Source organism: Serratia sp. ME47, from assembly GCF_903970925.1.
GTDB lineage: Bacteria > Pseudomonadota > Gammaproteobacteria > Enterobacterales > Enterobacteriaceae > Serratia > Serratia ureilytica.
In genome coordinates this window covers 1-26,530 of the sequence record NZ_CAJCKE010000019.1, presented here as the reverse complement: position 1 = coordinate 26,530, position 26,530 = coordinate 1, and the positions used below count along the sequence as shown (strand labels likewise).

At 58.9% G+C, this 26,530-nt stretch carries 19 protein-coding genes; 11 read left to right on the top strand and 8 right to left on the bottom strand.

What is annotated here, in order from left to right:
• Window positions 1–21 precede the first annotated feature (21 nt).
• Window positions 22–1,152, bottom strand: a complete 1,131-nt coding sequence (gene ompC / locus H7A77_RS17795; protein ID WP_033643836.1) for a porin OmpC — start codon at window positions 1,150–1,152, stop codon at window positions 22–24.
• Window positions 1,153–1,847: 695 nt separating this feature from the next.
• On the opposite strand from ompC, the gene H7A77_RS17790 reads away from it, so the two are divergent.
• From H7A77_RS17790 to rcsB, 4 genes are read left to right on the top strand one after another with little or no spacing between them, the layout of a single operon-like run.
• Window positions 1,848–2,255, top strand: a complete 408-nt coding sequence (locus H7A77_RS17790) for a DUF4186 domain-containing protein (RefSeq protein ID WP_071845124.1) — start codon at window positions 1,848–1,850, stop codon at window positions 2,253–2,255.
• A gap of 54 nt (window positions 2,256–2,309) precedes the next feature.
• Window positions 2,310–3,464, top strand: coding sequence for an MFS transporter (locus tag H7A77_RS17785; RefSeq protein WP_047025315.1), 1,155 nt, complete (start codon window positions 2,310–2,312; stop codon window positions 3,462–3,464).
• Window positions 3,465–3,484: 20 nt separating this feature from the next.
• Window positions 3,485–6,187: a phosphotransferase RcsD gene (gene rcsD / locus H7A77_RS17780; RefSeq protein WP_182074467.1), complete on the top strand. Its 2,703-nt coding sequence runs from the start codon at window positions 3,485–3,487 to the stop codon at window positions 6,185–6,187.
• The gene (gene rcsB / locus H7A77_RS17775) at window positions 6,180–6,830 is read left to right on the top strand and encodes a response regulator transcription factor RcsB (protein WP_004935900.1); all 651 of its coding nucleotides are present in this window, start codon (window positions 6,180–6,182) and stop codon (window positions 6,828–6,830) included. Before rcsD ends, rcsB begins: the two co-directional genes overlap by 8 nt.
• Before the next feature lie 61 nt (window positions 6,831–6,891).
• On the opposite strand, the gene rcsC is transcribed toward rcsB, so the two are convergent.
• Both rcsC and gyrA read right to left on the bottom strand, forming a co-directional pair.
• Window positions 6,892–9,753: a two-component system sensor histidine kinase RcsC gene (gene rcsC, locus H7A77_RS17770; RefSeq protein ID WP_042785084.1), complete on the bottom strand. Its 2,862-nt coding sequence runs from the start codon at window positions 9,751–9,753 to the stop codon at window positions 6,892–6,894.
• A gap of 166 nt (window positions 9,754–9,919) precedes the next feature.
• Window positions 9,920–12,562 carry a DNA topoisomerase (ATP-hydrolyzing) subunit A gene (gene gyrA / locus H7A77_RS17765; protein WP_033643840.1) on the bottom strand — a complete coding sequence of 881 codons (2,643 nt, stop codon included), beginning with the start codon at window positions 12,560–12,562 and terminating at the stop codon, window positions 9,920–9,922.
• A 212-nt stretch (window positions 12,563–12,774) separates the two neighbouring features.
• Between gyrA and ubiG the strand changes: the two genes are divergently transcribed.
• From ubiG to yfaE, 4 genes are all read left to right on the top strand, one after another.
• Complete coding sequence (gene ubiG / locus H7A77_RS17760) at window positions 12,775–13,500, top strand: bifunctional 2-polyprenyl-6-hydroxyphenol methylase/3-demethylubiquinol 3-O-methyltransferase UbiG (RefSeq protein ID WP_033644327.1); 726 nt, start codon at window positions 12,775–12,777, stop codon at window positions 13,498–13,500.
• A 438-nt stretch (window positions 13,501–13,938) separates the two neighbouring features.
• On the top strand, window positions 13,939–16,227 hold the full coding sequence (gene nrdA, locus H7A77_RS17755) for a class 1a ribonucleoside-diphosphate reductase subunit alpha (RefSeq protein ID WP_033632525.1): 2,289 nt from the start codon (window positions 13,939–13,941) through the stop codon (window positions 16,225–16,227).
• Window positions 16,228–16,294: 67 nt separating this feature from the next.
• Window positions 16,295–17,425, top strand: coding sequence for a class Ia ribonucleoside-diphosphate reductase subunit beta (gene nrdB / locus H7A77_RS17750; protein WP_019453694.1), 1,131 nt, complete (start codon window positions 16,295–16,297; stop codon window positions 17,423–17,425).
• A gap of 3 nt (window positions 17,426–17,428) precedes the next feature.
• Window positions 17,429–17,689: a class I ribonucleotide reductase maintenance protein YfaE gene (gene yfaE, locus H7A77_RS17745; protein ID WP_015378558.1), complete on the top strand. Its 261-nt coding sequence runs from the start codon at window positions 17,429–17,431 to the stop codon at window positions 17,687–17,689.
• A 59-nt stretch (window positions 17,690–17,748) separates the two neighbouring features.
• On the opposite strand, the gene H7A77_RS17740 is transcribed toward yfaE, so the two are convergent.
• Window positions 17,749–17,901 (bottom strand): Hok/Gef family protein, encoded by a 153-nt coding sequence (locus H7A77_RS17740; protein WP_004935921.1) that lies wholly within the window; start codon window positions 17,899–17,901, stop codon window positions 17,749–17,751.
• Between the two features lie 230 nt (window positions 17,902–18,131).
• Window positions 18,132–18,953, bottom strand: a complete 822-nt coding sequence (locus H7A77_RS17735; RefSeq protein WP_033651927.1) for a helix-turn-helix domain-containing protein — start codon at window positions 18,951–18,953, stop codon at window positions 18,132–18,134.
• Between the two features lie 116 nt (window positions 18,954–19,069).
• On the opposite strand from H7A77_RS17735, the gene H7A77_RS17730 reads away from it, so the two are divergent.
• Window positions 19,070–20,278 carry an NAD(P)/FAD-dependent oxidoreductase gene (locus H7A77_RS17730; RefSeq protein WP_255443880.1) on the top strand — a complete coding sequence of 403 codons (1,209 nt, stop codon included), beginning with the start codon at window positions 19,070–19,072 and terminating at the stop codon, window positions 20,276–20,278.
• Between the two features lie 3 nt (window positions 20,279–20,281).
• Here H7A77_RS17730 and H7A77_RS17725 read toward each other — a convergent pair whose 3' ends face one another.
• Complete coding sequence (locus H7A77_RS17725; protein ID WP_164107147.1) at window positions 20,282–21,478, bottom strand: nicotinamide mononucleotide deamidase-related protein YfaY; 1,197 nt, start codon at window positions 21,476–21,478, stop codon at window positions 20,282–20,284.
• A 245-nt stretch (window positions 21,479–21,723) separates the two neighbouring features.
• Between H7A77_RS17725 and tyrP the strand changes: the two genes are divergently transcribed.
• Complete coding sequence (tyrP, locus tag H7A77_RS17720) at window positions 21,724–22,932, top strand: tyrosine transporter TyrP (protein ID WP_004935940.1); 1,209 nt, start codon at window positions 21,724–21,726, stop codon at window positions 22,930–22,932.
• 61 nt (window positions 22,933–22,993) lie between these two features.
• Here tyrP and H7A77_RS17715 read toward each other — a convergent pair whose 3' ends face one another.
• Complete coding sequence (locus H7A77_RS17715) at window positions 22,994–23,533, bottom strand: YfaZ family outer membrane protein (RefSeq protein WP_033643844.1); 540 nt, start codon at window positions 23,531–23,533, stop codon at window positions 22,994–22,996.
• Between the two features lie 338 nt (window positions 23,534–23,871).
• Between H7A77_RS17715 and katA the strand changes: the two genes are divergently transcribed.
• Window positions 23,872–25,308, top strand: coding sequence for a catalase KatA (katA, locus tag H7A77_RS17710; protein ID WP_033651930.1), 1,437 nt, complete (start codon window positions 23,872–23,874; stop codon window positions 25,306–25,308).
• 44 nt (window positions 25,309–25,352) lie between these two features.
• On the opposite strand, the gene menE is transcribed toward katA, so the two are convergent.
• Window positions 25,353–26,530 (bottom strand): o-succinylbenzoate--CoA ligase (gene menE, locus H7A77_RS17705; protein WP_182074466.1); only part of this gene is annotated, 1,178 nt, incomplete at its 5' end.

Genomic DNA, 26,530 nt, shown 5'->3' with positions numbered 1-26,530 from the left:
ATGACGTTCACACCGAGGTGCTTAGAACTGGTAAACCAGGCCCACGGCAACCACGTTGTCGGTGTTGATCCCGGCAGCGTCGGTGAAGTCGTTGTTGTCCACCAGGTTGATTTTGTAATCAACATAGGTAGACATGTTTTTGTTGAAGAAGTAGGTCGCACCCAGGTCGACGAATTTGACCAGGTCTTGATCGCCGTAGTCCTTGCCGTTACCGGCGCGGCCCAAGTCTTTACCTTTGGTCTGGTTATAGCCGACGAACGGACGCAGACCGAAATCGAACTGGTAGTGCGCGTAGGCTTCGAAGCTCTGCGCCTTGTTGGCGTAGCCGTAAACGCTGCTGTCGGAGCTGCCGAAACGCGCCGCGTTGTAGGACTGGGTGAACATCACCGCCAGGTAGACGTCGTTGGCGTCATATTTCAGACCGCCGGAGTAACCTTCGGCCTTGTCGCCGCGGCCCATGATGTTCTGGTGACCGTTAGCGCCGTTCTGCTCGCTGGTGCGGCGAGAGTTAAAGAAGGCGCCCGCCGCGCTGATGCCGTAGCCCATGTCATAGCTCATGGACATACCGTAGCCTTCGCCGTTCTGGCCAAGGACGTCGCGACCGTTGTTGGTCTCTTCGCCATTGCCGTTTTTACCCTGGTACTGCAGGGCGAAGTTCAGGCCGTCAACCAGACCGAAGAAGTCGTTGTTACGGTAGGTCGCCAGGCCGCTGGAACGCTGGAACATGAACTGGTCGGCGCCGTAGGTCATACCGTCGAACTCAGGCTGCAAGTCGGTATACGCCGCGACGTCGTACAGCACGCCGGTATTACGGCCGTAGTCGAAGGAACCGTAGTCGCCGAATTTCAGACCGGCGAAGCCGTAACGGGTGAAGTTCTTGTTGTCCTGGTTTTCAGCGTGGTTCAGGTTAGCCTGATATTCCCACTGGCCGTAGCCGGTCAGCTGATCGCTGATTTGCGTTTCGCCGCGCAGGCCAAAACGCATATAAGACTGGTCACCGTCCACGCCGTTGTTGCTGGAGAAATAGTGAAGACCGTCGACTTTACCGTACAAATCCAGTTTATTACCGTCTTTGTTGTAGATTTCCGCCGCGCCTGCTGTGCCTGCAACCAGCAGTGCGGGTACCATCAGAGAGAGTACTCGAAGTTTCATCGTTATTATCCTCGTTAATTATGTCGAGCTACGGCCACTGCCCTTTTCGAGCATTATTAGCACGACTGTGCATTACCATTCTGGTAACAAGGGTTATATTAATCCAGAAAGAAAATGATACCAAGTATCCGATAGTGTTTCAGCGTGATTAATAAAGGTTTCAAAATGTAAATGTGCGCGAACTTTCACAAAACATTACCGACAAACAAAATAAAGCACTTAAAGACAAAGAATAGATTAATTGATAAAAAATCATGTAGTTATACAAATCTTTAAGAAAAAAAAGCCAACCATACAATTGTGCTGGACAATAAGCACATTGTGCCAAAACGCCGCCTGCACGCAGCCGCTATAATCACCTCGCTATCATCATTATTTTCATTATTACCTTCATTATCCGAAGATAATTTCTGCATACCTTTAACCGGCTTCTGGCCGGTTTTTTATTTTCCTCCACACTGTCCTCACAATTTCAATCCGCACAAATAGCACGCAAATAAATAACCTCGCGATATAGTTTCGCCAATTTACATCCGCACTAATTGCTAATCTTTTCTCTTATTTTGGTCTACAAATTGAATTTGTTTTTCATTTCGTGCTTTATCTCGCCGAATATTGTGCGTCACAGGCAAAATTGGCCGCAGAGTTTCACTTCTGGTAGCCTGAAAAAAAGCTCACCCTCAGCGAGTAAAGTCATGATGCCATTTCACCCAGAGGCGCTATGGCGGCGGCTGCAAGGCTCCCCCTTCCGCGCCCGTTTCCGTTTGAATCCCAAAGACCAGAGCTATCTTGACGACAAAGGCTTGCCGCTGATCCTCAGCCATGCCCGCGACTTTATCGATCGCCGTCTGGCCGCCGCCCACCCCAAAAACGATGGCAAGCAGACGCCGATGCGCGGCCACCCGGTGTTCGTCGCCCAACACGCCACCGCCACCTGCTGCCGAAGCTGCCTGGAAAAATGGCACGGCATACCGCAGGGCATCGCGCTGGGCGAGCAGCAAAAAGACTATATTGTCCAGGCGATCGCCCTGTGGCTGGTGCGCCGAGGCGGCGCCAGAGAGGAATCAGGCGCGAATCTTTTCGACCCGGATCGCGGATTGTGATAAAAACTGTCAGTAACTTTCGCCACTCTTTTGACCCAAGATCCTGACGCTTACATGACAGCCACCTTGTGCAATGAACAGCAAACGCCCGGCGTTCCTCAACAGATCGCCACCCGCCTGGCCTTTTTCGTCGCCGGCCTCGGCATGGCCGCCTGGGCGCCGCTGGTGCCCTTCGCCAAAACGCGCATCGGCCTCGATGACGGCTCGCTCGGCCTGCTGTTGTTATGTATCGGCGCCGGCTCCATGTTGGCGATGCCGCTGACCGGCTTCCTGACCGGCAAACTGGGCTGCCGCGCGGTGATCCTGATGGCGGGGCTGGGGCTGTGCATCGATTTGCCGTTGCTGGCGCTGATGGACTCCCTCGGCGGCATGGCCGTGGCGCTGCTGTTGTTCGGCGCGGCGATCGGCATGATAGACGTGGCGATGAACGTGCAGGCAGTGATCGTCGAGCGCAACAGCGGCAAGGCGATGATGTCCGGCTTTCACGGCTTTTTCAGTATCGGCGGCATCGCCGGCGCAGGCGGCGTCAGCGCGCTGCTGTGGCTGGGGCTGACGCCGCTGCAATCCACCCTGATCACCGTGCTGGCGGTGATCGTGCTGCTGGCGTTCGCCAGCCGCCATCTGCTGCGTGACAGCGGCGCCGACGACGGCGGACCGATGTTCGTCTTGCCGCGCGGTTGGGTGATGTTTATCGGCATTCTGTGCTTTATCATGTTCCTGGCGGAAGGCTCGATGCTCGACTGGAGCGCGCTGTTCCTCACCACGCTGCGCGGCGTCGAACACAGCCAGGCCGGGCTGGGCTATGCGCTGTTTTCCATCACCATGACGCTCGGCCGCCTCAATGGCGATCGGGTGGTGAACTCGCTGGGCCGCTACCGGGTGCTGCTGCTGGGCAGCCTGTGCGCCGCTGTCGGTCTCAGCCTGGCTATCGCCTTCAATCACGCCACCGTTTCGCTGGTCGGTTTCATGCTGGTTGGCCTGGGCGCTTCCAACGTCGTGCCGATTCTGTTCAGCGCCGCGGGCAACCAACGCGATATGCCGGCCAATTTGGCGATCGCGTCCGTTACCACCGTCGGCTATGCCGGTATTCTGGCCGGCCCGGCGCTGATCGGCTTTATCGCTCAGTTTTCCAGCCTGACGGTGGCCTTCGCCTGCGTAGCCGCTCTGCTGTTGGCGGTGACCGCCAGCGCCAGGGCCGTCACTCGCTGATTCAGGAATGCGCAGCCACTATGCAAAATAAACAACTGACCATTAGCTCCAGCAATATCACTCGCTGCTTCCTGCTGTTTATCGTGCTGCTGACGATCGGCATCGGCCTGTATGGCTACAACTACACCAACGCCTGGCTGGCGGAAAAGAAGTACACGCTGAACAGCATCGCCGGTTCGCTGCAAAAGCGCATCGATACCTATCGCTACATGACCTATCAGGTCTATGACAAATTCGGCAACGCGCCGGCGCAGAATGTCGATCCCGGTTTGCAGGAAACCCGCCTGCGCCCCGACGTCTACTATGTCGAGAAGCCGCACAAGAAAACCGACGCGGTGATCTTCGGCAGCCATGACGAGAACACGCTGGCGATGATCGCCAACATCTCGGACTACCTGGACAACCGTTGGGGCGCCAAGACCGAGAGCTACGCCATGTATTACCTCAATGGTCAGGACAACAGCCTCAGTCTGATCACCACTCAGCCGCTCAAAGAGCTGGCTTCGCGCTTTAGGGAAAGCTACCTGACCACTTCGGCGGACGAACGCCGCGCCGAGATGCTGCAACAGGCCAATATGCTCGACGAACGCGAGAGCTTTTCCGATCTGCGCAAACAGCGCTTCCAGAACGCCTATTCGTTCTCGATTCGCACCACCTTTAATCAACCGGGGCATCTGGCGACGGTTATCGCCTTCGACTTGCCGATCAACGACATCATTCCGGCCAACCTGGCCCGCGCCAATTTCCTGCTGCAGCCGGACGATGTCGAGCTCGACGACAGCGCCATCCCGGCGGAAACCGCCCTCGGCGCCCAGGCGGCGATGAGCGGCGGCTGGGTGGAGTTCAGCGCCGCCCTGCCCAATGCGCCGCTGAAGGTGGTGTATCGCGTTTCGGCCATTAATCTGGCCATCGATCTGCTGCGCAACAACATCTGGCTGATCGCGGTCAACCTGCTGCTGTTGGCGCTCTCGATGCTGAGCATCTACTTTATCCGCCGCCAGTACATCCGCCCGAGCGAAAACATGGCGGTTGAGCTGGAGGCCGAGCGCGCGCTGAATCAGGAAATCGTCTCCAGCCTGCCCTCCGGCCTGCTGGTTTACAGCTTCGCCAACAATGCGGTGATCGCCAGCAACAAAATCGCCGAGCACCTGCTGCCGCACCTCAGCCTGCAAAAAATCGCCCATATGGCCGAACAGCATCACGGCGTCATTCAGGCAACGGTCAACAACGAGGTGTATGAAATCCGCATTTTCCGCAGCCAGCTGTCGCCGGATACCTACCTGTTCCTGATGCACGATCAGGATAAAGAGGTCATGGTGAACAAGCGGCTGCAGCAGGCACGGCGTGAATACGACAAGAACGTGCAGGCGCGCAAACTGATGTTGCACAACCTGGGCATCGAACTGAATCAGCCGGTGCGCCAGATGCACGATCTGGTCGACAGCCTGCGCAACCAGCCGGATCAGGAACAACAGCAGGCGCTGCTGGGCCAACTGACGGCGGCGTCGTCATCGGTGCTGGGATTGATCGATAACATCACTCTGCTGACGCGGCTGGAAACCCAGGACTGGCAACCGACGCGCGAGCCGTTCAACCCGGCGGCAATGATCGACGAGTTGCTGCTGGAAGCCCTGCCCGCCCTCAATCAAAAGGGGCTGGCGCTGTTCAAGCATTTCCAGCTGGACGTCGAACAGAACTACATCGGCGACGCCAACGCGCTGCGCAAAGTGATCTCACTGCTGGTGCATTACGCCATTATCACCACCGCCTGCGGTAAGATTTCTCTGGTCATCGACCATGAGCCCGAACACCCGGATCGCCTGATTTTCCAAATCAACGACACCGGCTCCGGCATCTCCAACGAAGAGATCAGCAATCTCAATTACCCGTTCCTCAGCCAGACGCTGGTGGACCGCTTCAACCACGGTTCCGGCCTCACTTTCTTCCTGTGCAATCAGCTGTGCAAAAAGCTTAACGGCCAGTTGGACATTCGCAGCAAAGTGGATATCGGCACTCGCTATACCATTCGCGTCGCCATAGAGATGGAGAGAAAAGAGCCGCAGGAACAGGAAAAGCTGCTCGACGGCGTCACCGCCCTGCTGGACATCACGTCAGATGAAGTGCGCGGCATCGTGACTCGCCTGTTGCAGGCTTACGGCGCCGACTGCCTCGTCGCCGAAGATCGCGCGGTCAACCGCGATTATGACGTGCTGCTGACCGATAATCCGCAGCGAGCCGATGATTACACGCTGTTGCTGGCGACCGATGAACCGGGTTGGCAAGCGCTGGATAAACGCTACATTCGGGTGAACTATAACCTGAACGGCGCATTAATCGACGCCGTGCTGATGCTGATCGAACAGCAAATGGCCGCGCTGGAGCAGGAAGAAAGTCCGCTTTCATTGAGCTCAGAAGATATCCAACTCTATGAAAAACAATTGAAATCAAGTGATTACTATGGGCTGTTTGTCGATACAGTACCCGATGATGTCAAAAAACTGTATACTGAGGCGGGCAGCAGTGATTTCAATGCGCTGTCACAAACCGCACACCGCCTGAAAGGCGTGTTTGCCATGTTAAATCTGCTTCCCGGCAAGCAGCTGTGCGAATCGTTAGAACAGCGCATCGCAGAAGGTGATGCGCCCGAGATCGAGAATAACATCAGTCAGATTGATTTTTTCGTCAGCAGACTGCTGAAGCAAGGTAGCCAACAACATGAATAACCTGAACGTAATTATTGCTGATGACCATCCTATCGTACTGTTTGGCATCCGGAAGTCACTTGAGCAAATTGAATGGGTGAATGTCGTTGGGGAGTTCGAAGACTCAACCGCACTGATCAACAATCTGTCCAAGCTGGATGCCAACGTGCTGATCACCGATCTGTCGATGCCGGGTGACAAGTATGGCGACGGCATCACGCTGATTAAGTACATCAAGCGTCATTATCCGCAGTTGTCGATCATCGTGCTGACCATGAACAACAACCCGGCGATCCTCAGCGCGGTATTGGATCTGGATATCGAAGGCATCGTGCTGAAACAAGGCGCGCCGACCGATCTGCCGAAGGCGCTGGCCGCCCTGCAGAAAGGCAAGAAGTTCACGCCGGAAAGCGTCTCCAAACTGCTGGAGAAAATCAGCGCCAGCGGCTATGGCGACAAACGCCTGTCGCCGAAAGAGAGCGAAGTGCTGCGTCTGTTCGCCGAAGGTTTCCTGGTGACCGAAATCGCCAAGAAACTCAACCGCAGCATCAAAACCATCAGCAGCCAGAAGAAATCGGCGATGATGAAGCTGGGCGTAGAAAACGACATCGCCCTGCTCAACTACCTCTCGTCCGTCAGCATGACGCCGTTGGACAAAGACTAAAGCCCGCCTCACGGCAGGTTAACGCCAAACAGGCACGGCATCCGCCGTGCCTGTTTGCTTTTCAGGCCTCGCTGCGGTTGTAGCGTACCTGCTGGCTGTAATAAGCCAATGTCTGCTCCAGCGTCTCCAGCGTAACCGGTTTCGACAGGCAATTATCCATGCCCGCCTCGAGACAGCGCTGCTTCTCCTCCGCCAACGCGTTCGCCGTCACGCCGATCACCGGCGCGCTGAACTGCATCTCCCGCAGCGCCTGCGTCAGGCGATAGCCGTCCATGTTCGGCATATTGACGTCGGTCAACACAATATCGACGTGGTGCTGTTTCAGTACGGCGAGCGCGTCTACGCCGTCGTTGGCGGTCACCACCTGATACCCCAGCGACCCCAGCTGATCGGAAAGCAGACGACGGTTGATCGGATGATCGTCGACCACCAGCAGATGAATATCGCCGTTGTCCGTCGCGCTGGCCTTGGCGGGCACCGGCAGCTGCACCAGCGCCTCTGCCGCGCCGTTGCCGACGCCGAACAATCGGTTGATCAAGGTCAGCGTTTCACGCGGCGTAGAGGTGCTGTGCATCCAATAGCCTGGCCGGGTTTCCAGCGACGGGCCGATATGTTCGGTCGAGAACTGGATCTGAGCCAACAGCGGCGTGTTCAGCATCAGCGGATAATCGCTGAGCATCACCTCGTCGGCGGCGGTCTCCTGCCCGTCATAGCGCTGGATATCGGCGCCGTAGCCGCCCAGAATCGCCATCAGGTAGCTTTCCAGCCGCTGATTGCGGATATCCAGCCACAGCCGCCGGCCCTGCCAGGTATCGCTGGCCTGCGGGATCGGGAACTGGGCGTTAAACAATGGAATGCGAATGCTGAACAAGCTGCCCAGCCCCGGTTCGGACTCGACGGAGACGTCGCCGTCCATCAAGTTGACCAATTTCTCGCAGATCGCCAGCCCCAAACCGGTGCCCTGGAAGTGGCGCTGCACGCCGGTGCCCACCTGGAAGAACGGATCGAACAGGCGTGAGATCTCCTTCTCCGGAATACCGACGCCGGTATCGCGCACGCTGAATTCCAGGTAGCTGCCGCGGGTGCAGACCTGCAGCACGATGCAGCCGGTATCGGTGAACTTGATGGCGTTGTTCACCAGGTTGGACAGCACCTGCTGCAGCCGCACCGGATCGCCGAAGATACGCTCCGGCACGTTTTGCTCGATAAAGCAGTACAGCCCCAAACGTTTCTTCACCACCAACGGCAAATAGTTGCCGGCGATATGGGTGATCACCTCCAGGCAGGAGAACTCACGCGGTTCAATCTTCAGCTGCTCGGACTCGATTTTGGAGAAGTCGAGAATATCGCTGATGATTTTCAGCAGCAGCCCGGAAGAGTTGTTCATCGCATTGACCAGCCGATCGACCCCTGGCGGTAACGCCTTGGTCTGCAGCAGATCGAGGTTGCCGATAATGCCGTACAGCGGCGTGCGCAGCTCATGGCTGACGGTGGCCAGGAACATCGATTTAGACTGGCTGGCCTGCTCCGCCGCCGCCGCCATCTCCTGCAGCGACTCTTCCATTTTCACGCGCGCGCTGACGTCCACCAGCACGCAGATCGCCACCTCTTCGTTGCGGTAACGCGAATGGACAAAGCTGATCTGCAGATTATTGTTGTTGCTGGTCATCACATCGACGAAGTTCGCCTGCTGTTCGCAGATGATGCGCGTAATGCGATCGCGATCTTCGTGGGTCAACAGGTTGATGTAGTTGTGCGCCAGTTCGTTACTCAGAATATTGGTGCCGTCGCTGATGCGCAGGATACAGATGCCCACCGGCGCCGAGGCGACGATCTTGCGGTTGAACTGTTCGTGTTCTTCCAGCCGGAAGGCATTGTCCTCCGCCGGCAGGAACATCTTGCGCTCAAACAGCCAAGCCAGCGTGAACAGCACGATGGCCGACAACAGGTTCAGCAACAGCGCATTGAGGATCAGCATCTTGAAGCGTTCCACCACGCTTTTCACCGGCAGCGCATAAACGATGCTCAGCGATGAAGGCGGCAGCGCTTTTTTCAGGATCAGATCGCGGTAGTTGTCGACATAACCGAAGTAAGCATGCTCTTCGGGGTAGCTGTTGAGCGCAGCGGCATAGCGATCGCCATCCGCCAGGCGCAGTATCGGATCGTTGTTTTCATCCAGCAGCGTGACGCCGATCGGCAGGTTGCCGGCGGTGACGAAATCTTCCAGCCGGACGGTTTGCTCGATGCCCAGCAGCGCCTCCAGCTTGTTGCCGATATAGAGAGGCGTCAGCACATACAGATAACCGATGTCAGGCCGCTGCGCGCTGGGGCTAATCCAATACAGGTTGTTGTCTTTGTCCAGATTCTTGGCGTTGCGGTATTTCAGAATGCGCTCGTGCAGCAGCTTCAGCATGTTTTCCCGGTTGGCGACCGCGTTGCCGCCGCCGAATTCCGCCAGACACAGGCTGTCGCCGCCGATAAAGAACACCCGGTTAAGATCGTAGGCCGCCACGAAGTTCTCTTTCCAATACTGGATCAGGCCGCTCAGCGAATCGAGTGAACTGCGGTAAGTGGCGCTCAGGGCGCAGTTAGACTCTGGATACAGCGGATAGAATTGCGGTGGGCTGCCCTTGCCGGGGATCACACCGCTGAACATGTCCAGGCCGCTGACCGAACCGTTGAGGCGGTTTTCCGCCATGTACTTGATGTCGCGTATGATGTCGGCGGAATGGCGAATATAGCCCTGCGCCTGATCGAAATTGAGGTTGTACTCCTGGCGGATGTCCGATTCTTTCTGATGCAGGATATTCAGAATATAAAAGGTGGTGAGCAGCGCTCCCAACGACCACAGCAAAATCGCCAGCACCCGGAACAGATAGCGGGATATCTTCAGCGTAGTTCGAAAAGAGGCTAAATATTTCAATCGGATACCATACGAAAGTCAGTGGCGGCGCGCGTTGTCGCCGGCGCAGCGGCCGGCGGCTCGGTGCGCCAATTAAACCATATAACTGAAAAAGGGCCTAGCATCGCTGCCAGGCCCTTTTGTCTCAGTGCATTACGGTGTCGGCATGCCGACGCCCTCACCTTGCTTAAACGTTGTCGTCGTCCATCGGCTCAGCCGCGTCGTCGCCATCGTCCAGCGGCGTAGTGTCTTCTTCCACCGCTTCCGCGCCCGGTTCCAGGCTGTCCAGCTCTTCGTCTTCCACCGGCTCGGCCACGCGCTGCAGACCGACGACGTTTTCGTCTTCCGCCGTACGGATCAGCGTCACGCCCTGGGTGTTACGACCGACCACGCTGACTTCCGAAACGCGGGTACGCACCAGCGTGCCGGCATCGGTGATCATCATGATCTGGTCGCTGGTTTCCACCTGCACAGCGCCGACCACCTGGCCATTACGCTCGCTCACCTTGATGGAGATAACCCCCTGGGTGGCGCGTGACTTGGTCGGGTACTCGGTGACTGCAGTACGTTTACCGAAGCCGTTTTGCGTGACGGTCAGAATGTCGCCCTCGCCGCGCGGCACGATCAGCGAAATCACGCTGTCGCCTTCGCCGAGGTTGATGCCGCGCACGCCGGTCGCGGTGCGGCCCATCGAACGCACCTGCGTTTCCGGGAAGCGCACCACTTTACCGTTGGCGGAGAACAGCATCACTTCGTTGGTGCCATCGGTCAGATCGACGCCGATCAGCTCGTCGCCCTCGTTGAGGTTGACGGCGATAATGCCGGCGCTGCGCGGACGGCTGAACTCGGTCAGCGCGGTTTTCTTCACGGTACCGCTGGCGGTGGCCATGAACACGTGACGCCCTTCTTCATACTCGCGCACCGGCAGAATGGCGGTGATACGCTCATCGGCTTCCAGCGGCAACAGGTTGACGATTGGGCGGCCGCGCGCGCCACGGCTGGCTTCAGGCAGTTGATACACCTTCATCCAGTACAGGCGGCCACGGCTGGAGAAGCACAGGATCGTATCGTGGGTGTTGGCCACCAGCAGGCGATCGATAAAGTCTTCTTCTTTAATGCGCGCGGCGGATTTGCCTTTGCCGCCGCGGCGCTGAGCTTCATAGTCGGACAGCGGCTGATACTTCACGTAGCCCTGGTGAGACAGGGTCACCACAACATCTTCCTGGTTGATCAGGTCTTCGATGTTGATGTCGGAAGTATTGGCGGTGATCTCGGTGCGACGGCCGTCGTTGTACAGCTCTTTGACCGCCACCAGCTCTTCGCGGATCACTTCCATCAGGCGCTCTGGGCTTTCCAGAATAAAGATCAGCTCGGCGATGAAGTTGAGCAGCTCTTTATATTCGTCCAGCAGCTTTTCGTGCTCCAGGCCGGTCAGTTTCTGCAGACGCAGATCCAGAATCGCCTGAGCCTGCTGCTCGGTCAGGTAGTACTTGCCGTCGCGGATGCCGAACTCCGGCTCCAGCCACTCAGGGCGAGCGGCGTCGTCACCGGCGCGTTCCAGCATGGCGCTGACGTTGCCCAGATCCCACGGCTGAGCCACCAGCGCGACTTTCGCTTCCGCCGGCGTCGGCGCACGGCGAATCAGCTCGATGATCGGATCGATGTTAGCCAACGCGATAGCCAGCGCTTCCAGGATATGGGCGCGGTCACGGGCCTTGCGCAGTTCGAAGATGGTGCGGCGGGTAACCACTTCGCGGCGGTGGCGCACGAAGGCTTCGAGGATATCTTTCAGGTTCAGCAGTTTAGGCTGCCCCTGATGCAGCGCGACCATGTTGATGCCGAAGGTAACCTGCAGCTGCGTCAGCGCATACAGGTTGTTCAGCACCACTTCGCCGACCGCGTCGCGTTTGACTTCGATCACGATGCGCATGCCGTCTTTATCGGACTCGTCACGCAGCGCGCTGATGCCTTCTACGCGTTTTTCTTTCACCAGCTCGGCGATCTTTTCGATCAGACGCGCCTTGTTCACCTGATACGGGATCTCGTGAACGATGATGGTTTCGCGGCCGGTTTTGGCGTCGGCTTCCACTTCCGCGCGCGCGCGCAGGTAGACTTTGCCGCGCCCGGTGCGGTAGGCCTCTTCAATGCCGCGACGGCCGTTGATGATCGCCGCCGTCGGGAAGTCCGGCCCCGGGATGTGTTCCATCAGCCCTTCGATGCTGATGTTTTCATCATCGATATAGGCCAGGCAGCCGTTGACGACTTCAGCCAGGTTGTGCGGCGGAATATTGGTGGCCATGCCCACGGCGATGCCCGACGAGCCGTTTACCAGCAGGTTCGGGATCTTGGTCGGCATAACGGCCGGGATCTGCTCGGTGCCATCATAGTTAGGCACGAAGTCGACGGTTTCTTTTTCCAGATCCGCCAACAGTTCGTGAGCAATCTTGGACATGCGCACTTCGGTATAACGCATCGCCGCGGCGGAGTCGCCGTCGACGGAACCGAAGTTACCCTGACCGTCCACCAGCATGTAGCGCAGTGAAAACGGCTGAGCCATACGCACGATAGTGTCGTAAACCGCGCTGTCACCGTGCGGGTGATATTTACCGATCACGTCCCCGACGACACGGGCCGATTTCTTGTATGGTTTATTCCAGTCGTTACCCAATACACTCATCGCGTAAAGAACGCGGCGGTGAACCGGCTTCAGTCCATCACGAACATCTGGCAGCGCACGTCCGACAATAACGGACATCGCGTAGTCCAGATACGAGTTTTTCAACTCGTCTTCGATGTTTACCGGTGTGATTTCTCTGGCAAGGTCGCTCATGGAGCTGCTATCCCTCTACTAATGATTCATCTGCCCGCTGCCATAGTGGCAAAGGTGTAAAACTATATCACAAAGCACGCTTTACGGGAAAATAACCGCCGCTGTTTCACGGAAATTGTACAGATTAGTGCGCTAAAAACGCATCGACGCAGACGATGCCGCGCCGGAACATGTATAATCCGCGCAACGAGAACAAGGAGCCAGACAAGCCCATGAACGCAGAATCATCCAGCCGAGTGCAAAACGTTGACCACCAGGAAATCGCCAAGTTCGAGGCCGTCGCCTCCCGCTGGTGGGATCTGGAAGGCGAGTTCAAACCGCTGCACCGCATCAACCCGCTGCGCCTGAACTACATCATGCAGCGCGCCGGCGGCATTTTTGACAAGCAGGTGCTCGACGTGGGCTGCGGCGGCGGCATTCTGGCGGAAAGCATGGCGCGCGAAGGCGCCGAAGTGACCGGCCTGGACATGGGCGGGGAGCCGCTGCAGGTCGCCCGGCTGCACGCGCTGGAAAGCGGCGTGAACGTGACTTACGTGCAGGAGACGGTGGAAAGCCACGCTCAGGCCAACCCGCAGCGCTACGACGTGGTCACCTGCATGGAAATGCTGGAGCACGTGCCCGATCCGGCCTCGGTGGTGCGCGCCTGCGCCCAACTGGTGAAACCGGGCGGCCACGTGTTCTTTTCCACCATCAACCGCAACACCAAAGCCTGGCTGATGGCGGTGATCGGCGCGGAGTACGTGCTGAAGATGGTCCCGCAGGGCACCCACGATCATAAGAAGTTTATTCGCCCTTCCGAACTGATCGGCTGGGTCGACGGCACGCCGCTGCGCGAAAAGCACATGATCGGCCTGCATTACAACCCGATCACCGATCATTTCAAGCTTGGGCGCAACGTTGACGTGAACTACATGGTGCACACCCAGCACGAAGGCTGAGCGCTGTAAACCGCGCCGGCCCTGCGTTATCGGGGTTCGGCGCCAACGCGCTGTTAGGAAAAATACCTAATTTCCGCGACTTCGATCAAAATAGCGGTTGTAGACAGTTTTTTAGAATATTAAATCAGATCAATATGCCGTTTTTTTCTAACGTTTAATAAAGCGCCAAACGATCGGTTTTTTCAGTTTTTCAGTAAAATCTGATCTCGCTTATTGACAAGCTTGTCGCGCCAGTCACGGCGCGCACTGCGAACGGCAAGTTACATTTCACCCCCAAGTTATCCACAAATTAGGCCGGTTTTGTTCACTTGCAAACGCCGTTTTTTCTCACTATCTTGTTACCTCACCGACATACAACCCCTATATATAGTGTTTACATACTGAGCAGAGCGACTACACTTCTGCTTAGGGGCACCATACGGACAGGTAAAACACCACATGAACCAAAGTCTGCTTGTAACTAAACGCGATGGCCGTAAAGAGCGCATCAACCTCGACAAAATCCACCGGGTCATCGATTGGGCCGCAGAAGGATTGCACAACGTCTCGGTTTCTCAAGTAGAGTTGCGTTCCCACATTCAGTTTTATGACGGCATCAAAACCGCCGACATTCACGAAACCATCATCAAAGCCGCTGCCGATCTGATCTCCCGCGATGCGCCGGACTATCAGTACCTGGCCGCTCGCCTGGCGATCTTCCACCTGCGTAAAAAGGCTTACGGCCAGTTCGAACCGCCGAAGCTGCACGCTCACGTGACCCGCATGGTCGAGATGGGCAAATACGATAAACATCTGCTGGAAGACTACAGCGCTGAAGAGTTCGAGCAGATGGACTCCTTTATCGATCACTGGCGCGACATGAACTTCTCTTATGCCGCCGTCAAGCAGCTGGAAGGCAAGTATCTGGTGCAGAACCGCGTCAGCGGCGAGATCTACGAAAGCGCCCAGTTCCTGTACATGCTGGTGTCCGCTTGCCTGTTCTCCAACTACCCGCGTGAAACTCGTCTGGATTACGTCAAACGTTTCTACGACGCGATTTCCACCTTCAAGATTTCGCTGCCTACGCCGATCATGTCCGGCGTGCGCACCCCAACCCGCCAGTTCAGCTCCTGCGTGCTGATCGAGTGCGGCGACAGCCTGGACTCCATCAACGCCACCTCCAGCGCCATTGTGAAATACGTTTCGCAACGCGCCGGCATCGGCATCAACGCCGGCCGCATCCGCGCGCTGGGCAGCCCGATCCGTGGCGGTGAAGCCTTCCATACCGGCTGCATCCCGTTCTACAAACACTTCCAGACCGCCGTCAAATCCTGCTCGCAGGGCGGCGTGCGCGGTGGCGCGGCAACGCTGTTCTACCCGATGTGGCACCTGGAAGTGGAAAGCCTGCTGGTGCTGAAAAACAACCGCGGCGTTGAAGGCAACCGCGTGCGCCACATGGACTACGGCGTGCAGTTGAACCGCCTGATGTACCAGCGCCTGATCAAGGGCGAAGACATCACTCTGTTCAGCCCGTCCGACGTGCCGGGGCTGTATGACGCGTTCTTCGCCGATCAGGACGAATTCGAGCGCCTGTACACCCAGTACGAGAAAGACGACAGCATTCGCCAGAAGCGCGTGAAAGCGGTTGAGCTGTTCTCGCTGATGATGCAAGAACGCGCCTCTACCGGCCGTATCTATATCCAGAACGTCGACCACTGCAACACCCACAGCCCGTTCGATCCGCAGATCGCGCCGGTGCGCCAGTCCAACCTGTGTCTGGAAATCGCACTGCCGACCAAGCCGCTGGAAGACGTCAACGACGAAAACGGCGAGATCGCGCTGTGCACCCTGTCCGCCTTCAACCTGGGCGCGATCGACAGCCTGGACGATCTGGAAGAACTGGCGACCCTGGCGGTACGTTCGCTGGACGCCCTGCTGGATTATCAGGATTATCCGATCAAGGCCGCGCACCGTGGCGCAATGGGTCGCCGCACCCTGGGCATCGGCGTCATCAACTTCGCCTATTATCTGGCGAAGAACGGCGTGCGCTACTCCGACGGCAGCGCCAACAACCTGACCCACAAGACGTTCGAAGCCATTCAGTACTACCTGCTGAAAGCCTCCAACCGTCTGGCGCAGGAACAAGGCGCTTGCCCGTGGTTCAACGAAACCACCTATTCGCAGGGCATCCTGCCGATCGACACCTACAAGAAAGACCTGGATGCGATCTGCAGCGAGCCGCTGCACTACGACTGGGAAACCCTGCGTAAAGAGATCCAGGAAACCGGTCTGCGCAACTCGACGCTGTCCGCCCTGATGCCGTCGGAAACCTCTTCGCAGATTTCCAACGCCACCAACGGCATCGAGCCGCCGCGCGGCCACATCAGCATCAAGGCGTCGAAAGACGGCATCCTGCGCCAGGTGGTGCCGGAGTATGAGCGTCTGAAAGACAACTACGAGCTGCTGTGGGAAATGCCGAGCAACGACGGCTATCTGCAGCTGGTGGGGCTGATGCAGAAATTCATCGACCAGTCGATTTCGGCCAACACCAACTACGATCCGACCCGCTTCCCGGGCGGCAAGGTGCCGATGAAGCAGCTGTTGAAAGACCTGCTCACCACCTACAAGTTCGGCGTGAAAACGCTGTACTACCAAAACACCCGCGACGGTGCGGAAGACGCCCAGGAAGATTTGCAGCCTGCCAAGGCCGGCGATGACGACTGCGAAAGCGGCGCCTGCAAGATCTAAAGTTTGACCTAGCGGGCCGGAATTTTCCGGCCCCTTCATTTAGCCACGTTACGATGGATTCAGGCTTATGGCTTACACCACTTTTTCTCAGACCAAAAACGACCAGCTGCAAGAGCCGATGTTCTTCGGCCAGTCGGTAAACGTTGCGCGTTTCGACCAGCAAAAGCATGAAATCTTCGAAAAACTGATCGAAAAACAGCTCTCCTTCTTCTGGCGCCCGGAAGAGGTTGACGTTTCCCGCGATCGCATCGATTACCAGGCGCTGCCGGAGCACGAGAAGCACATCTTCATCAGCAACCTGAAGTATCAGACCCTGCTGGACTCCATCCAGGGCCGCAGCCCGAACGTCGCCCTGCTGCCGCTGATCTCGATCCCTGAGCTGGAAACCTGGGTGGAAACCTGGTCGTTCTCCGAGACTATCCACTCCCGTTCCTACACCCACATCATCCGCAACATCGTCAACGATCCGGCGCTGGTGTTCGACGACATCGTCACCAACGAAGAGATCAAGAAGCGCGCGAAAGACATTTCCGGCTACTACGACGATCTGATCGAGATGACCAGCTACTATCACCTGCTGGGTGAAGGCACCCACCAGGTGAACGGTAAAACCGTCACCGTCAATCTGCGTGCGCTGAAGAAGCAGCTGTACCTGTGCCTGATGAGCGTGAATGCGCTGGAAGCGATCCGCTTCTACGTCAGCTTTGCCTGCTCCTTCGCTTTCGCCGAGCGCGAATTGATGGAAGGCAACGCCAAAATCATCAAACTGATCGCCCGCGACGAAGCGCTGCACCTGACCGGCACCCAGCACATGCTGAACCTGATGCGTTCCGGCGCCGACGATCCTGAAATGGCGGAGATCGCCGAGGAATGTCAGCAGCAGTGCTACGATCTGTTCGTGCTGGCCGCCCAGCAGGAGAAAGAGTGGGCGGAATACCTGTTCCGCGACGGCTCGATGATTGGCCTGAACAAAGACATCCTGTGCCAGTATGTGGAGTACATCACCAATATCCGCATGCAGGCGGTCGGCCTCGGTCTGCCGTTCGAAACCCGCTCCAACCCGATCCCGTGGATCAATGCCTGGTTGGTGTCCGACAACGTGCAGGTAGCGCCGCAGGAAGTGGAAGTGAGCTCTTACCTGGTTGGCCAGATCGACTCGGAGATCAACGCCGACGACCTGAGCGACTTCGAACTGTAAGCGATGGCGACGCCTACCGTAACGCTGCGCGCCGCCGGCACGCAGCTCTCTTGCCCTAACAGTGAAAACTGCCTGCTCGACGTGCTGGAACTGCACGACGTGCAGGTGGAGTACCAATGCCGCTCCGGCTATTGCGGCGCCTGCCGCCTGAAGCTGGTGAAAGGCGAAGTGGCCTACCGCCAACAGCCGCTGGCGTTTATCAACGCCGGCGAGATCCTGCCCTGCTGCTGCATGCCGCTGACGGATATCGAGCTGGAAATGTAAAGTCGGGTGCCGGAAACCGCGCCTGGAGACCAGAAGGCGGGGTTGCCCCCGCCCTAGGATTACCGCTTCACCTCACACGCCAACCTGATCAGGATAGTGATATTTTCCTGGTAGATTTTCAGCTCGCACAGCGAGTCTCTTATCATCCAGATAAATAACAAAACCGTAATACATACAACGGTTAGCGAGTGAAACACATGCCTTAAGCGCATGCTTGCCTCCTTGCTGTGAAGGGGCTACCATAACGGTGTCTAGGCGTTAGGGCAGCCCCACTCTGATTGAGAGTCAGTCTGGGGCTTTCATCTATCCGCCTTGTCACACAATGCCCAAGACGAACAGTCTCAAGCACCCGTCAAGAGAGTAACAGCATTCCCTCACCGCGAATATCCCCTATAAGATTATGATTAATCAGGGATATATAACTATCCTCAAAGTATTTCGCTTAGCGCCCCTTTCCCGCCGATGTGGAAAAATAACGCGCCGGGGAATCGCCGAAGGCTTTACGAAACATGGCGATAAAATTGCTCGGCGAGGCATACCCCAGCGCCTCCGCAATCTGCAGCACCGTTTCACCTTCGGCCAGCTTCGCCAACGCATATGACAACCGAGCCTGCTGACGCCACTGGGCAAAACTCAACCCCGTCTCGCCGATCATCAGCCGCCGCAGGGTACGCGGCGACATCGCCCCCCATTCAGCCCACGCCTCCAGTGAACGTTCGCTCCCCGGTTGCGCCAGCAAGGCCTGCAGAACGCCGGCCAGGCGCGGATGGGACGACATCGGTAAATACAGCGGCTCCGTCGGCGCCAGCCGTATCTCGTCACGCATCACCTGCGCCATACGCTCCTGCTCCAGGGTAAGCGCGCTGCGTTTGTCCCAACCTTCCGCACGCTGAGCCAGCGCCTGTAGCACTGCGCTGATGCCGATAACGCAAGGTGTATTCGACAGATCGTGGCAGGCCTCCGGCGCCAGCAGTAAACTCCAGCCGCTCAGCGCGCCGCAAACCTGCACCCGGTGCTCCGTCGCCGGCGGGATCCAACCCGCCCGCTGAGGCGGCAGCACCCAATCGCCCTGCGCCGTGCTTACATGCAGCAAACCGCTTTCAACGCACAGCAACTGCCCGCGCACATGCTGATGCCAGTCGTATTCGCGCGTGCCCAACCGATACTCCCGGCCTGCCGCGTCGCGGCCGCCGAGGGCGATCAGCCAGGGGCCCGTCGACCATTCGCTGCAGTCAGCGTCGAGGGCGTGAAGGTTCGCATTCATATTGGCCACTAATCACTATTTTTAGTCCAGATACCGTTATACCAACCTTTTCCTGCACCGACATAATGAAATGCTTCCGGCCGCGACCGTCTGCGGCCACTGACTCACGAGGGAACATGATGACAACACTCAGCATTGGCATTATCGGCGCCGGGCCCGGCGGCCTGTGTCTGGCTCAGGGACTGCGCCGCTTTGGCATCCACGCCACGGTGTTTGAACGCGACACCACACCGCAAGCACGCGATCAGGGCTACCGGCTACGCATCGATCCGTCGGGCCAGCAGGCGCTGGCCGCCTGCCTGCCGCCGACGCACTACCGCTTGCTCTGCGCCGGCAGCGCGCAAAACAGCGGCGAGAGCAATCTATGGGATCCGCAGCTTGCCCCGCTCATCGGCCGGCGCCCCGAGCACTGGTTGCCCTCCAGCCAGCACCAAACACAAGAACCGGGCGGCGATCTCGGCATTCATCGCCAAACGCTGCGCGAGATCCTGCTTGCCGGCCTGCAAGACCGGGTGCGTTTCGGCCATACCTTGCGTGAATTTGCACAAACGCCGCAGGGTGTGGAACTTCAGTTCGCCAACGGCGAACACGTGCGGGTCGATGTGCTGATCGCCGCCGACGGCGTCAACTCGCTGGTGCGGCGGCGCTGCCTGCCCGAGGCGGGGCCAGAAGACAGCGGTGCGGTCACCCTCTACGGCAAAACGCCGCTCGATGCGGCGACCCGGGCCCAATTGGCCCCTGAGCTGCTGAACGGCGTATCGGTGATCTTCGCCGACGGCGTGTCGCTGGTGGTTGAACCGATGCGCTTTCAGGCCCCCATGGCGCAACTGGCGGCCGACTACGCGCCCGATTGCCGCCTCTCGCCGGTCGACGACTATCTCTATTGGGCCTGTATCGGTTCGGCTGAACGTCTCGGCGGAGCCCCGGGACTGGAGGAGAACACCACGTTGCAGGCGCGCGTACGGCATATCTCGCAAGGATGGGCGCCCGCCTTGCAAACGGCGTTAGCGCTGGCGGATCCCCTGTCGCTCAGGGTGCGGACGGTGCAGGTTACGGCGGCGATGCCGGAATGGCACAGCGAACGCATCGCCTTTCTCGGCGACGCCGTGCACGCCATGAGCCCGGCAGGTGGGCTCGGCGCCAACACCGCGCTGGTAGACGCCGCCAGCCTGGCGGCGCATCTGGCGCACTCAGACAGCGCCGCGCAGGCGCTCAGGAACTACGGTACAGAGCTGCAAACGCGAGGCGCGGCGGCAATACGTCTTTCACGCCTGGCGTCCGAACGGCTACAACAAAACAGTGAGGCAGACAACTCAGCGCCATGAGCGTCACTCGATAATTTCCACCACCTCCAGCCAGGCGTTTTTACCGCACGCCTGGCCCCCATTCAGCCAACGACGCAGCATATCCAGCGCCAGCATCGCCACCGACTCCTGCCGCAGCCGCAGCCCGTGGCGCGACGCGCGATAACGCACGGTCTGGCCAATCCCGCCGCGCGGCGTGTGTAGCGCAATGCTCACCTGCTCATCGTGCATGGCGCTGACCGCCAACGCCAACGGCGCGCCGGTCAATTCCGCCAGCGAGCGGGCGCGCGCCAGCGTCGTTTCCAGCGTTTCGATGCAGTGGGCCGGCAGCAGCTCTCCCCCCGCCAGCGGCGCGCCTTCGCTCTGCAGCTGCAGGTTGATCAAGCCGCCGCTGAATTGCTCGCTCAACGCCAGCTTCAGCCCTTGCTGATTCAGGCGCTGCGTCAGCGTCGCCGGCAACCCGACGGTGCCTTCGAAGATGCAGTTGTCCCCCGCTACCTCGCGCACGCGTCGCCAGGCCAGCTCCATCTCCGCGCGCCGGCTTTCCGGCCCGGTCAGCTTCAGCTCAATGATCGGGCTGGACGAGCGGTAACCCAGCACCACGTCCGGCGGCAGCGGCAGGCTGTCCAGTTCAGCGGCCAGATCGCTCTCGGAGGTACCGAACGTCGTCAGACGCAGGCACAGCGGCGGCGCCGGCAAAGTGAAGCGCTGGCGCAGACGCGGCACGATCTGCTGTTCGACCATCACTTTGAATTCCGAAGGCACGCCGGGGGTGAAGAACATCAGGCATTGGTTCAGCTGCAACGCGAAACCGCAGGCGGTGCCCACCGGGTTATCCAACATTTCCGCATTGGCCGGGATCTGCGCCTGCTTGCGGTTGGAAGGGGCCATCGGCCGCCCGCGCTCGGCGAAATAGGCTTCCATGCGCGCCAGCCAGTCAGCCCGTTCAATCAGCTCTACGCCGCAGGCTTTCGCGGCGGCCAGCGCGCTCAAATCGTCGCTGGTCGGCCCCAGGCCGCCGTTGACAATCAGCACATCGGCGATATGGCTGCGTTCCTGCAGGATCTCGATCAAAGCAGAGAGGCTGTCCCCTACCGTTTCCCGCCCGCTCATCGGCACGCCCTGCTGGAACAGGTAGTCCGCCAGCCAGGCGGCGTTGGTATCAATAATTTGCCCGTGCAGCACCTCATCGCCGGTGCTGAGCATCTCCACCCTTAACATTGATCTCTCCCACATTTTTTGGTCATTCCACTATAGAAGCCCGTAAATAACTTTTCACTAGCCGCCGTCGGATTATTTCCGCCATCGCGTCGTTCATCATGCGCCATGCCGCCCGCAAGGTCGTAAACTTTAATTTACAATGCGCGTAACGCCGGTTTGACACAAATTAGGGCTTCCACTATCCTGCCATCCTCATAAATCGTTACCTATAATTTTCAAAATCTTTCGGCTGGTAGAGAAAAAACGTGAAGAATCGCACTCTTGGCAGTGTTTTTATCGTGGCGGGCACCACCATTGGCGCCGGGATGCTGGCGATGCCGCTGGCGGCGGCCGGCGTCGGTTTCGGCGTCACGCTGGCCTTACTGGTCGGGCTGTGGCTGTTGATGTGTTACACCGCGCTGTTACTGGTGGAGGTTTACCAGCATGAGCAGGCGGATACCGGTCTGGGCACGCTCGCCAAACGTTATCTCGGCGGCGGCGGCCAGTGGCTGACCAGCTTTAGCATGATGTTCCTGATGTACGCCCTCACCGCCGCCTACATTAGCGGCGCCGGCGAACTGCTCGCCACCAGCATCAGCCAATGGACATCGCAGGACTTCCCTGTGTCGCTCGGCGTCCTGCTGTTCACCCTGGTGGCCGGCGGCGTGGTGTGCATCGGCACCCACTCGGTCGACTTGTTCAACCGCATCCTGTTCAGCGCGAAAGTGGTGTTTCTGGTGGTGATGCTCGGCCTGATGTTGCCGAATATCCACCAGACCAATCTGATGACATTGCCGCTGGAGCAAGGCCTGGCGTTATCGGCCATTCCGGTGATCTTCACCTCATTCGGCTTCCACGGCAGCGTGCCGAGCATCGTCAACTACATGGGCGGCAACATTCGCAAACTGCGTTGGGTGTTCATCATCGGCAGCGCCATCCCGCTGATCGCCTATATCTTCTGGCAGCTGGCAACGCTGGGCAGTATCAGCTCCGACACCTTCGTCGGCATTCTGGCGCAGCAGGCCGGGCTGAATGGCCTGTTGCAGGCGGTGCGTGATGCAGTAGCTTCGCCGCACGTTGAACTGGCGGTGCACCTGTTCGCCGATCTGGCGCTGGCGACCTCGTTCCTCGGCGTTGCGCTTGGGCTGTTCGATTTCCTGGCTGACCTGTTCAAGCGGCAAGATAACGTGCGTGGCCGCCTGCAAACCGGCGCCATCACCTTCCTGCCGCCGCTGGCCTTCGCGCTGTTCTATCCGCGCGGTTTCGTGCTGGCGCTGGGTTTCGCCGCCATCGCCCTGTCGGTGCTGGCGCTGCTGCTGCCTTCGCTGCTGGTGTGGAAAACTCGCCAAAAGCATCAGGCGCAGTACCGCGTCTGGGGCGGCACCCCTGCGCTGGCGCTGGTGTTTGTCTGTGGGGTAACGGTGATCGCCATCCAACTGGGCATCGCCAGCGGCATGCTGCCGGCGGTCGGGTAAGCGACGAAAGACAAGGAATGATAAAGAGAAAGGGGCCGCAATGGCCCCTTTTTGCTGAGCGTCAGAAGCTCAGACCGACACCGACATAAGGGCCATCGGCCAGGGTGTTGTCGCGACGCCCGTCTTTGCCTTCCATCTGCATGTAACGGTAGCCCACGTCCACGCTCAGCGGACGGAACTTCCAGCGCAGGCCGCCGCTGGCTTCGTTATAGGCCTTCACGCCGCTGGTGAAAGACTCAGGGGCAAAGTAACCTTCGCCGTGCAGGCTGAAGTAACGGTTAATTTCCCACTCCAGGCCGCCGCCCAGCGCCACCGCCCCGCCGCTTTTCCCGTCTTTCGGGCTGAGGTACAGCGCTTTGGCGCCCACGGTCGCCGTCAACGGCCCCAGCGGCACGCCGAAGTTCAACCCCACGCTGCCGACGTTGCCGTCGTGGTCGCTGCGCGCCCAGTTGCCGGTCAGGCCCAGACCTGAAGAGCCGGTGCTCATACCAACGCCCAGGTTGGTGTAGTGTTGCCCGGCTTCGCCCGACACGCTGATGGCGTTCGCCGCGCCGGTCACAAACAGCAATCCTGCCGCGCACGCGACCCAAGTCTTTTTCATCATCTTTCCCTCTGGTTTGTCATCCGTACCGAATGATCGAATCAACGCAAAATAATAACGTCATGAGTCTATACCAAAGCGCAATGAGTATTTAAGGGATAAAAGCGAAAAAATTCTTCAATAATCAAATAAATGTAAAAATTTGCAAACAAAAATCCATATTCGTCAAGGCGATGCCAACGATAACCGAGACCTATTTGCCGTCGCTCGGCAATAGGGCTACAACTAGTAGTGGCTTTGACCAAGGTCAGGGGAAGAAGCCCCGCCAAAGGACTATGCTGATGAACGCTTAAACCGCCCGAGTCTTTACTTAACTGCACTACGATAAGGAGCAAGTGATGAGCAAGAAAGGACTGACCACCGCAGCCGGCGCCCCGGTTGTCGATAACAATAACGTGATCACCGCGGGCAAACGCGGCCCGATGCTGTTGCAGGACGTGTGGTTCCTGGAAAAACTGGCCCACTTCGACCGCGAGGTCATCCCCGAGCGCCGCATGCACGCCAAAGGATCTGGCGCCTACGGCACCTTTACCGTCACCCATGACATCACCCGCTACACGCGCGCCAAGATCTTCTCCGAAATCGGTAAGCAGACCGACATGTTTATCCGCTTCTCCACCGTCGCCGGTGAGCGCGGCGCGGCCGACGCCGAACGCGACATTCGCGGTTTCGCCATGAAGTTCTATACCGAAGAAGGCAACTGGGATTTGGTGGGCAACGATACGCCGGTGTTCTATCTGCGAGATCCGCTGAAATTCCCCGATCTTAATCACGTGGTGAAACGCGATCCGCATACCAACCTGCGTAATCCGGTGTACAAGTGGGATTTCTTCTCTCACCTGCCGGAATCGCTGCACCAGCTGACCATCGACTTCAGCGATCGCGGCATTCCCAAGTCCTACCGCCACATGCACGGTTTCGGCAGCCACACCTTCAGCTTTATCAATGCCGCCAACGAGCGCTTCTGGGTGAAATTCCACTTCCGCTGCGAACAGGGCATTGAAAACCTGATGGATGAAGAAGCGGAAGCGATCATCGCCAAGGATCGCGAAAGCTCACAGCGCGATTTGTTCGATGCGATCAAACGCGGCGACTTCCCGCGCTGGAAACTGCAAATTCAGATCATGCCGGAACACGAAGCCTCGCAGACGCCGTATAACCCGTTCGATCTGACCAAGGTCTGGCCGCACGGCGACTACCCGCTGATCGACGTCGGCTTTTTCGAGCTGAACCGCAACCCCGATAACTACTTCTCCGAGGTTGAGCAGGTGGCGATGAACCCCGCTAACGTGGTGCCGGGCATCAGTTTCTCGCCGGATAAAATGCTGCAGGGCCGCCTGTTCTCCTATGGCGATGCGCACCGCTACCGCCTGGGCGTCAACCACCACCAGATCCCGGTGAACGGCGCCAAATGCCCGTTCCACAACTATCATCGCGACGGCGCGATGCGCGTGGACGGCAACAGCGGCAACGGCGCAACCTACGAACCGAACAGCTTTGGCCTGTTCCAAGAGCAGCCGGACTTCAGCGAACCGCCGCTGAGCATTGAAGGCGCGGCCGACCACTGGAATCATCGTGAAGACGACGATTACTACAGCCAGCCGCGCGCGCTGTTCAACCTGCTGAGCGCCGAAGAGCACCAGCGCATGTTCACCCGCATCGCCGGCGAACTGTCGCAGGTGCCGGAACACATCCAGCGCCGTCAGGTCGAGCTGTTCACCAAGGTGCACCCGGACTACGGCGCCGGCGTCGCCAAGGCGTTGGGACTGAAATAACCCGCCGTCATCATTCGCTCAGCCGCCCTTTCGGGCGGCTTTTTTTATGCCTGACGCAGGCGCTCCGCCACCCACGCCTGCAACCGGCGGCGCGAAATCTTGATGCCGCCGTTTTTCAGCTCGTCAGGCAGCGGAAGCAATGCCGTCGGGCGTTGGAAATTGGCGAGCTTATCCTGCGACCAGGCGAGCAGCGTCGCCAGCGACAGCGACGGATCGCCGTCGATCACCGCCACCGGCCGCTGGCCGAATTCGGCGTCCGCCACCGGCACCACAAACGCCTGCGTGATCTGCGGATGCGCCGCCAGCACGCGTTCGATATCTTCCGGCTGCACCCCTTCGCCGCCGCTGAAAAACAGGTTGTCCAGCCGGCCGAGAATTCGCAGTTCCCCCTCGATCATCGCGCCGCGATCGCGGGTCGGGAACCAGCCCTGCTCATCGGCCAACGGCTGCAGATGCCCATGGCGCCAGTAGCCGAGCGCCAGGCTGTCGGCGCGGATCCAGACCTCTTCATCCACCAGTTTTACTTCGCGGCCATCGAGCGGCAGGCCGACGCCCGGCCGCGCATCGGCGCGCTTGGCGCACACCGTGGAGGCCAGTTCGGTCAGCCCGTAGCCGCACCAGCAGCGGATCCCCGCCGCCTCCGCCCGCTCGGTCAGTTCCACCGGGATCATCGCGCCGCCGAGCAGCACCGCCTTCAGCGTCATGCCCGCCAGCGGTTGCGCCAGCAGCCGCCACAGCTGGGTCGGCACCAACGAGGCATGCGTGCATCCCGCCAACGCCTCGTTCAGCGGGTGCATCTCGCGCACCGCCAACCGGGCGCCCGCAGCCAGCCAGCGCCAGACAATGCCCTGTCCGGAGACGTGAAACAGCGGCAATGACAGCAGCCAGCAATCCTCGCGCTGAAACGCCATCAGCCCCAACACCCCGGCGGCGCTGGCCAGATGGTTGGCATAGCTGTGCGCGGCCGCTTTCGGCATGCCGCTGGAACCGGAAGTCAACGTCAGCGTCGCCAGACGCTGCGCATCCCACGTCGGCAGGTTTGGCCAACGCGGCTCGGTCGACGGCGGGGTCAATCGAATCACGTCTTCCGGCAGCGCCGGCAACGAGTCCGGGCCGAAGACAAAGGTCATATCCAATTCCGGCAACAGCTGCGCCAGCAGCGGCGTCGGCAAGGCGGGATTGAGCGGCAACAGGCGTGCGCCGCACTGCAACAGCGCCAGAT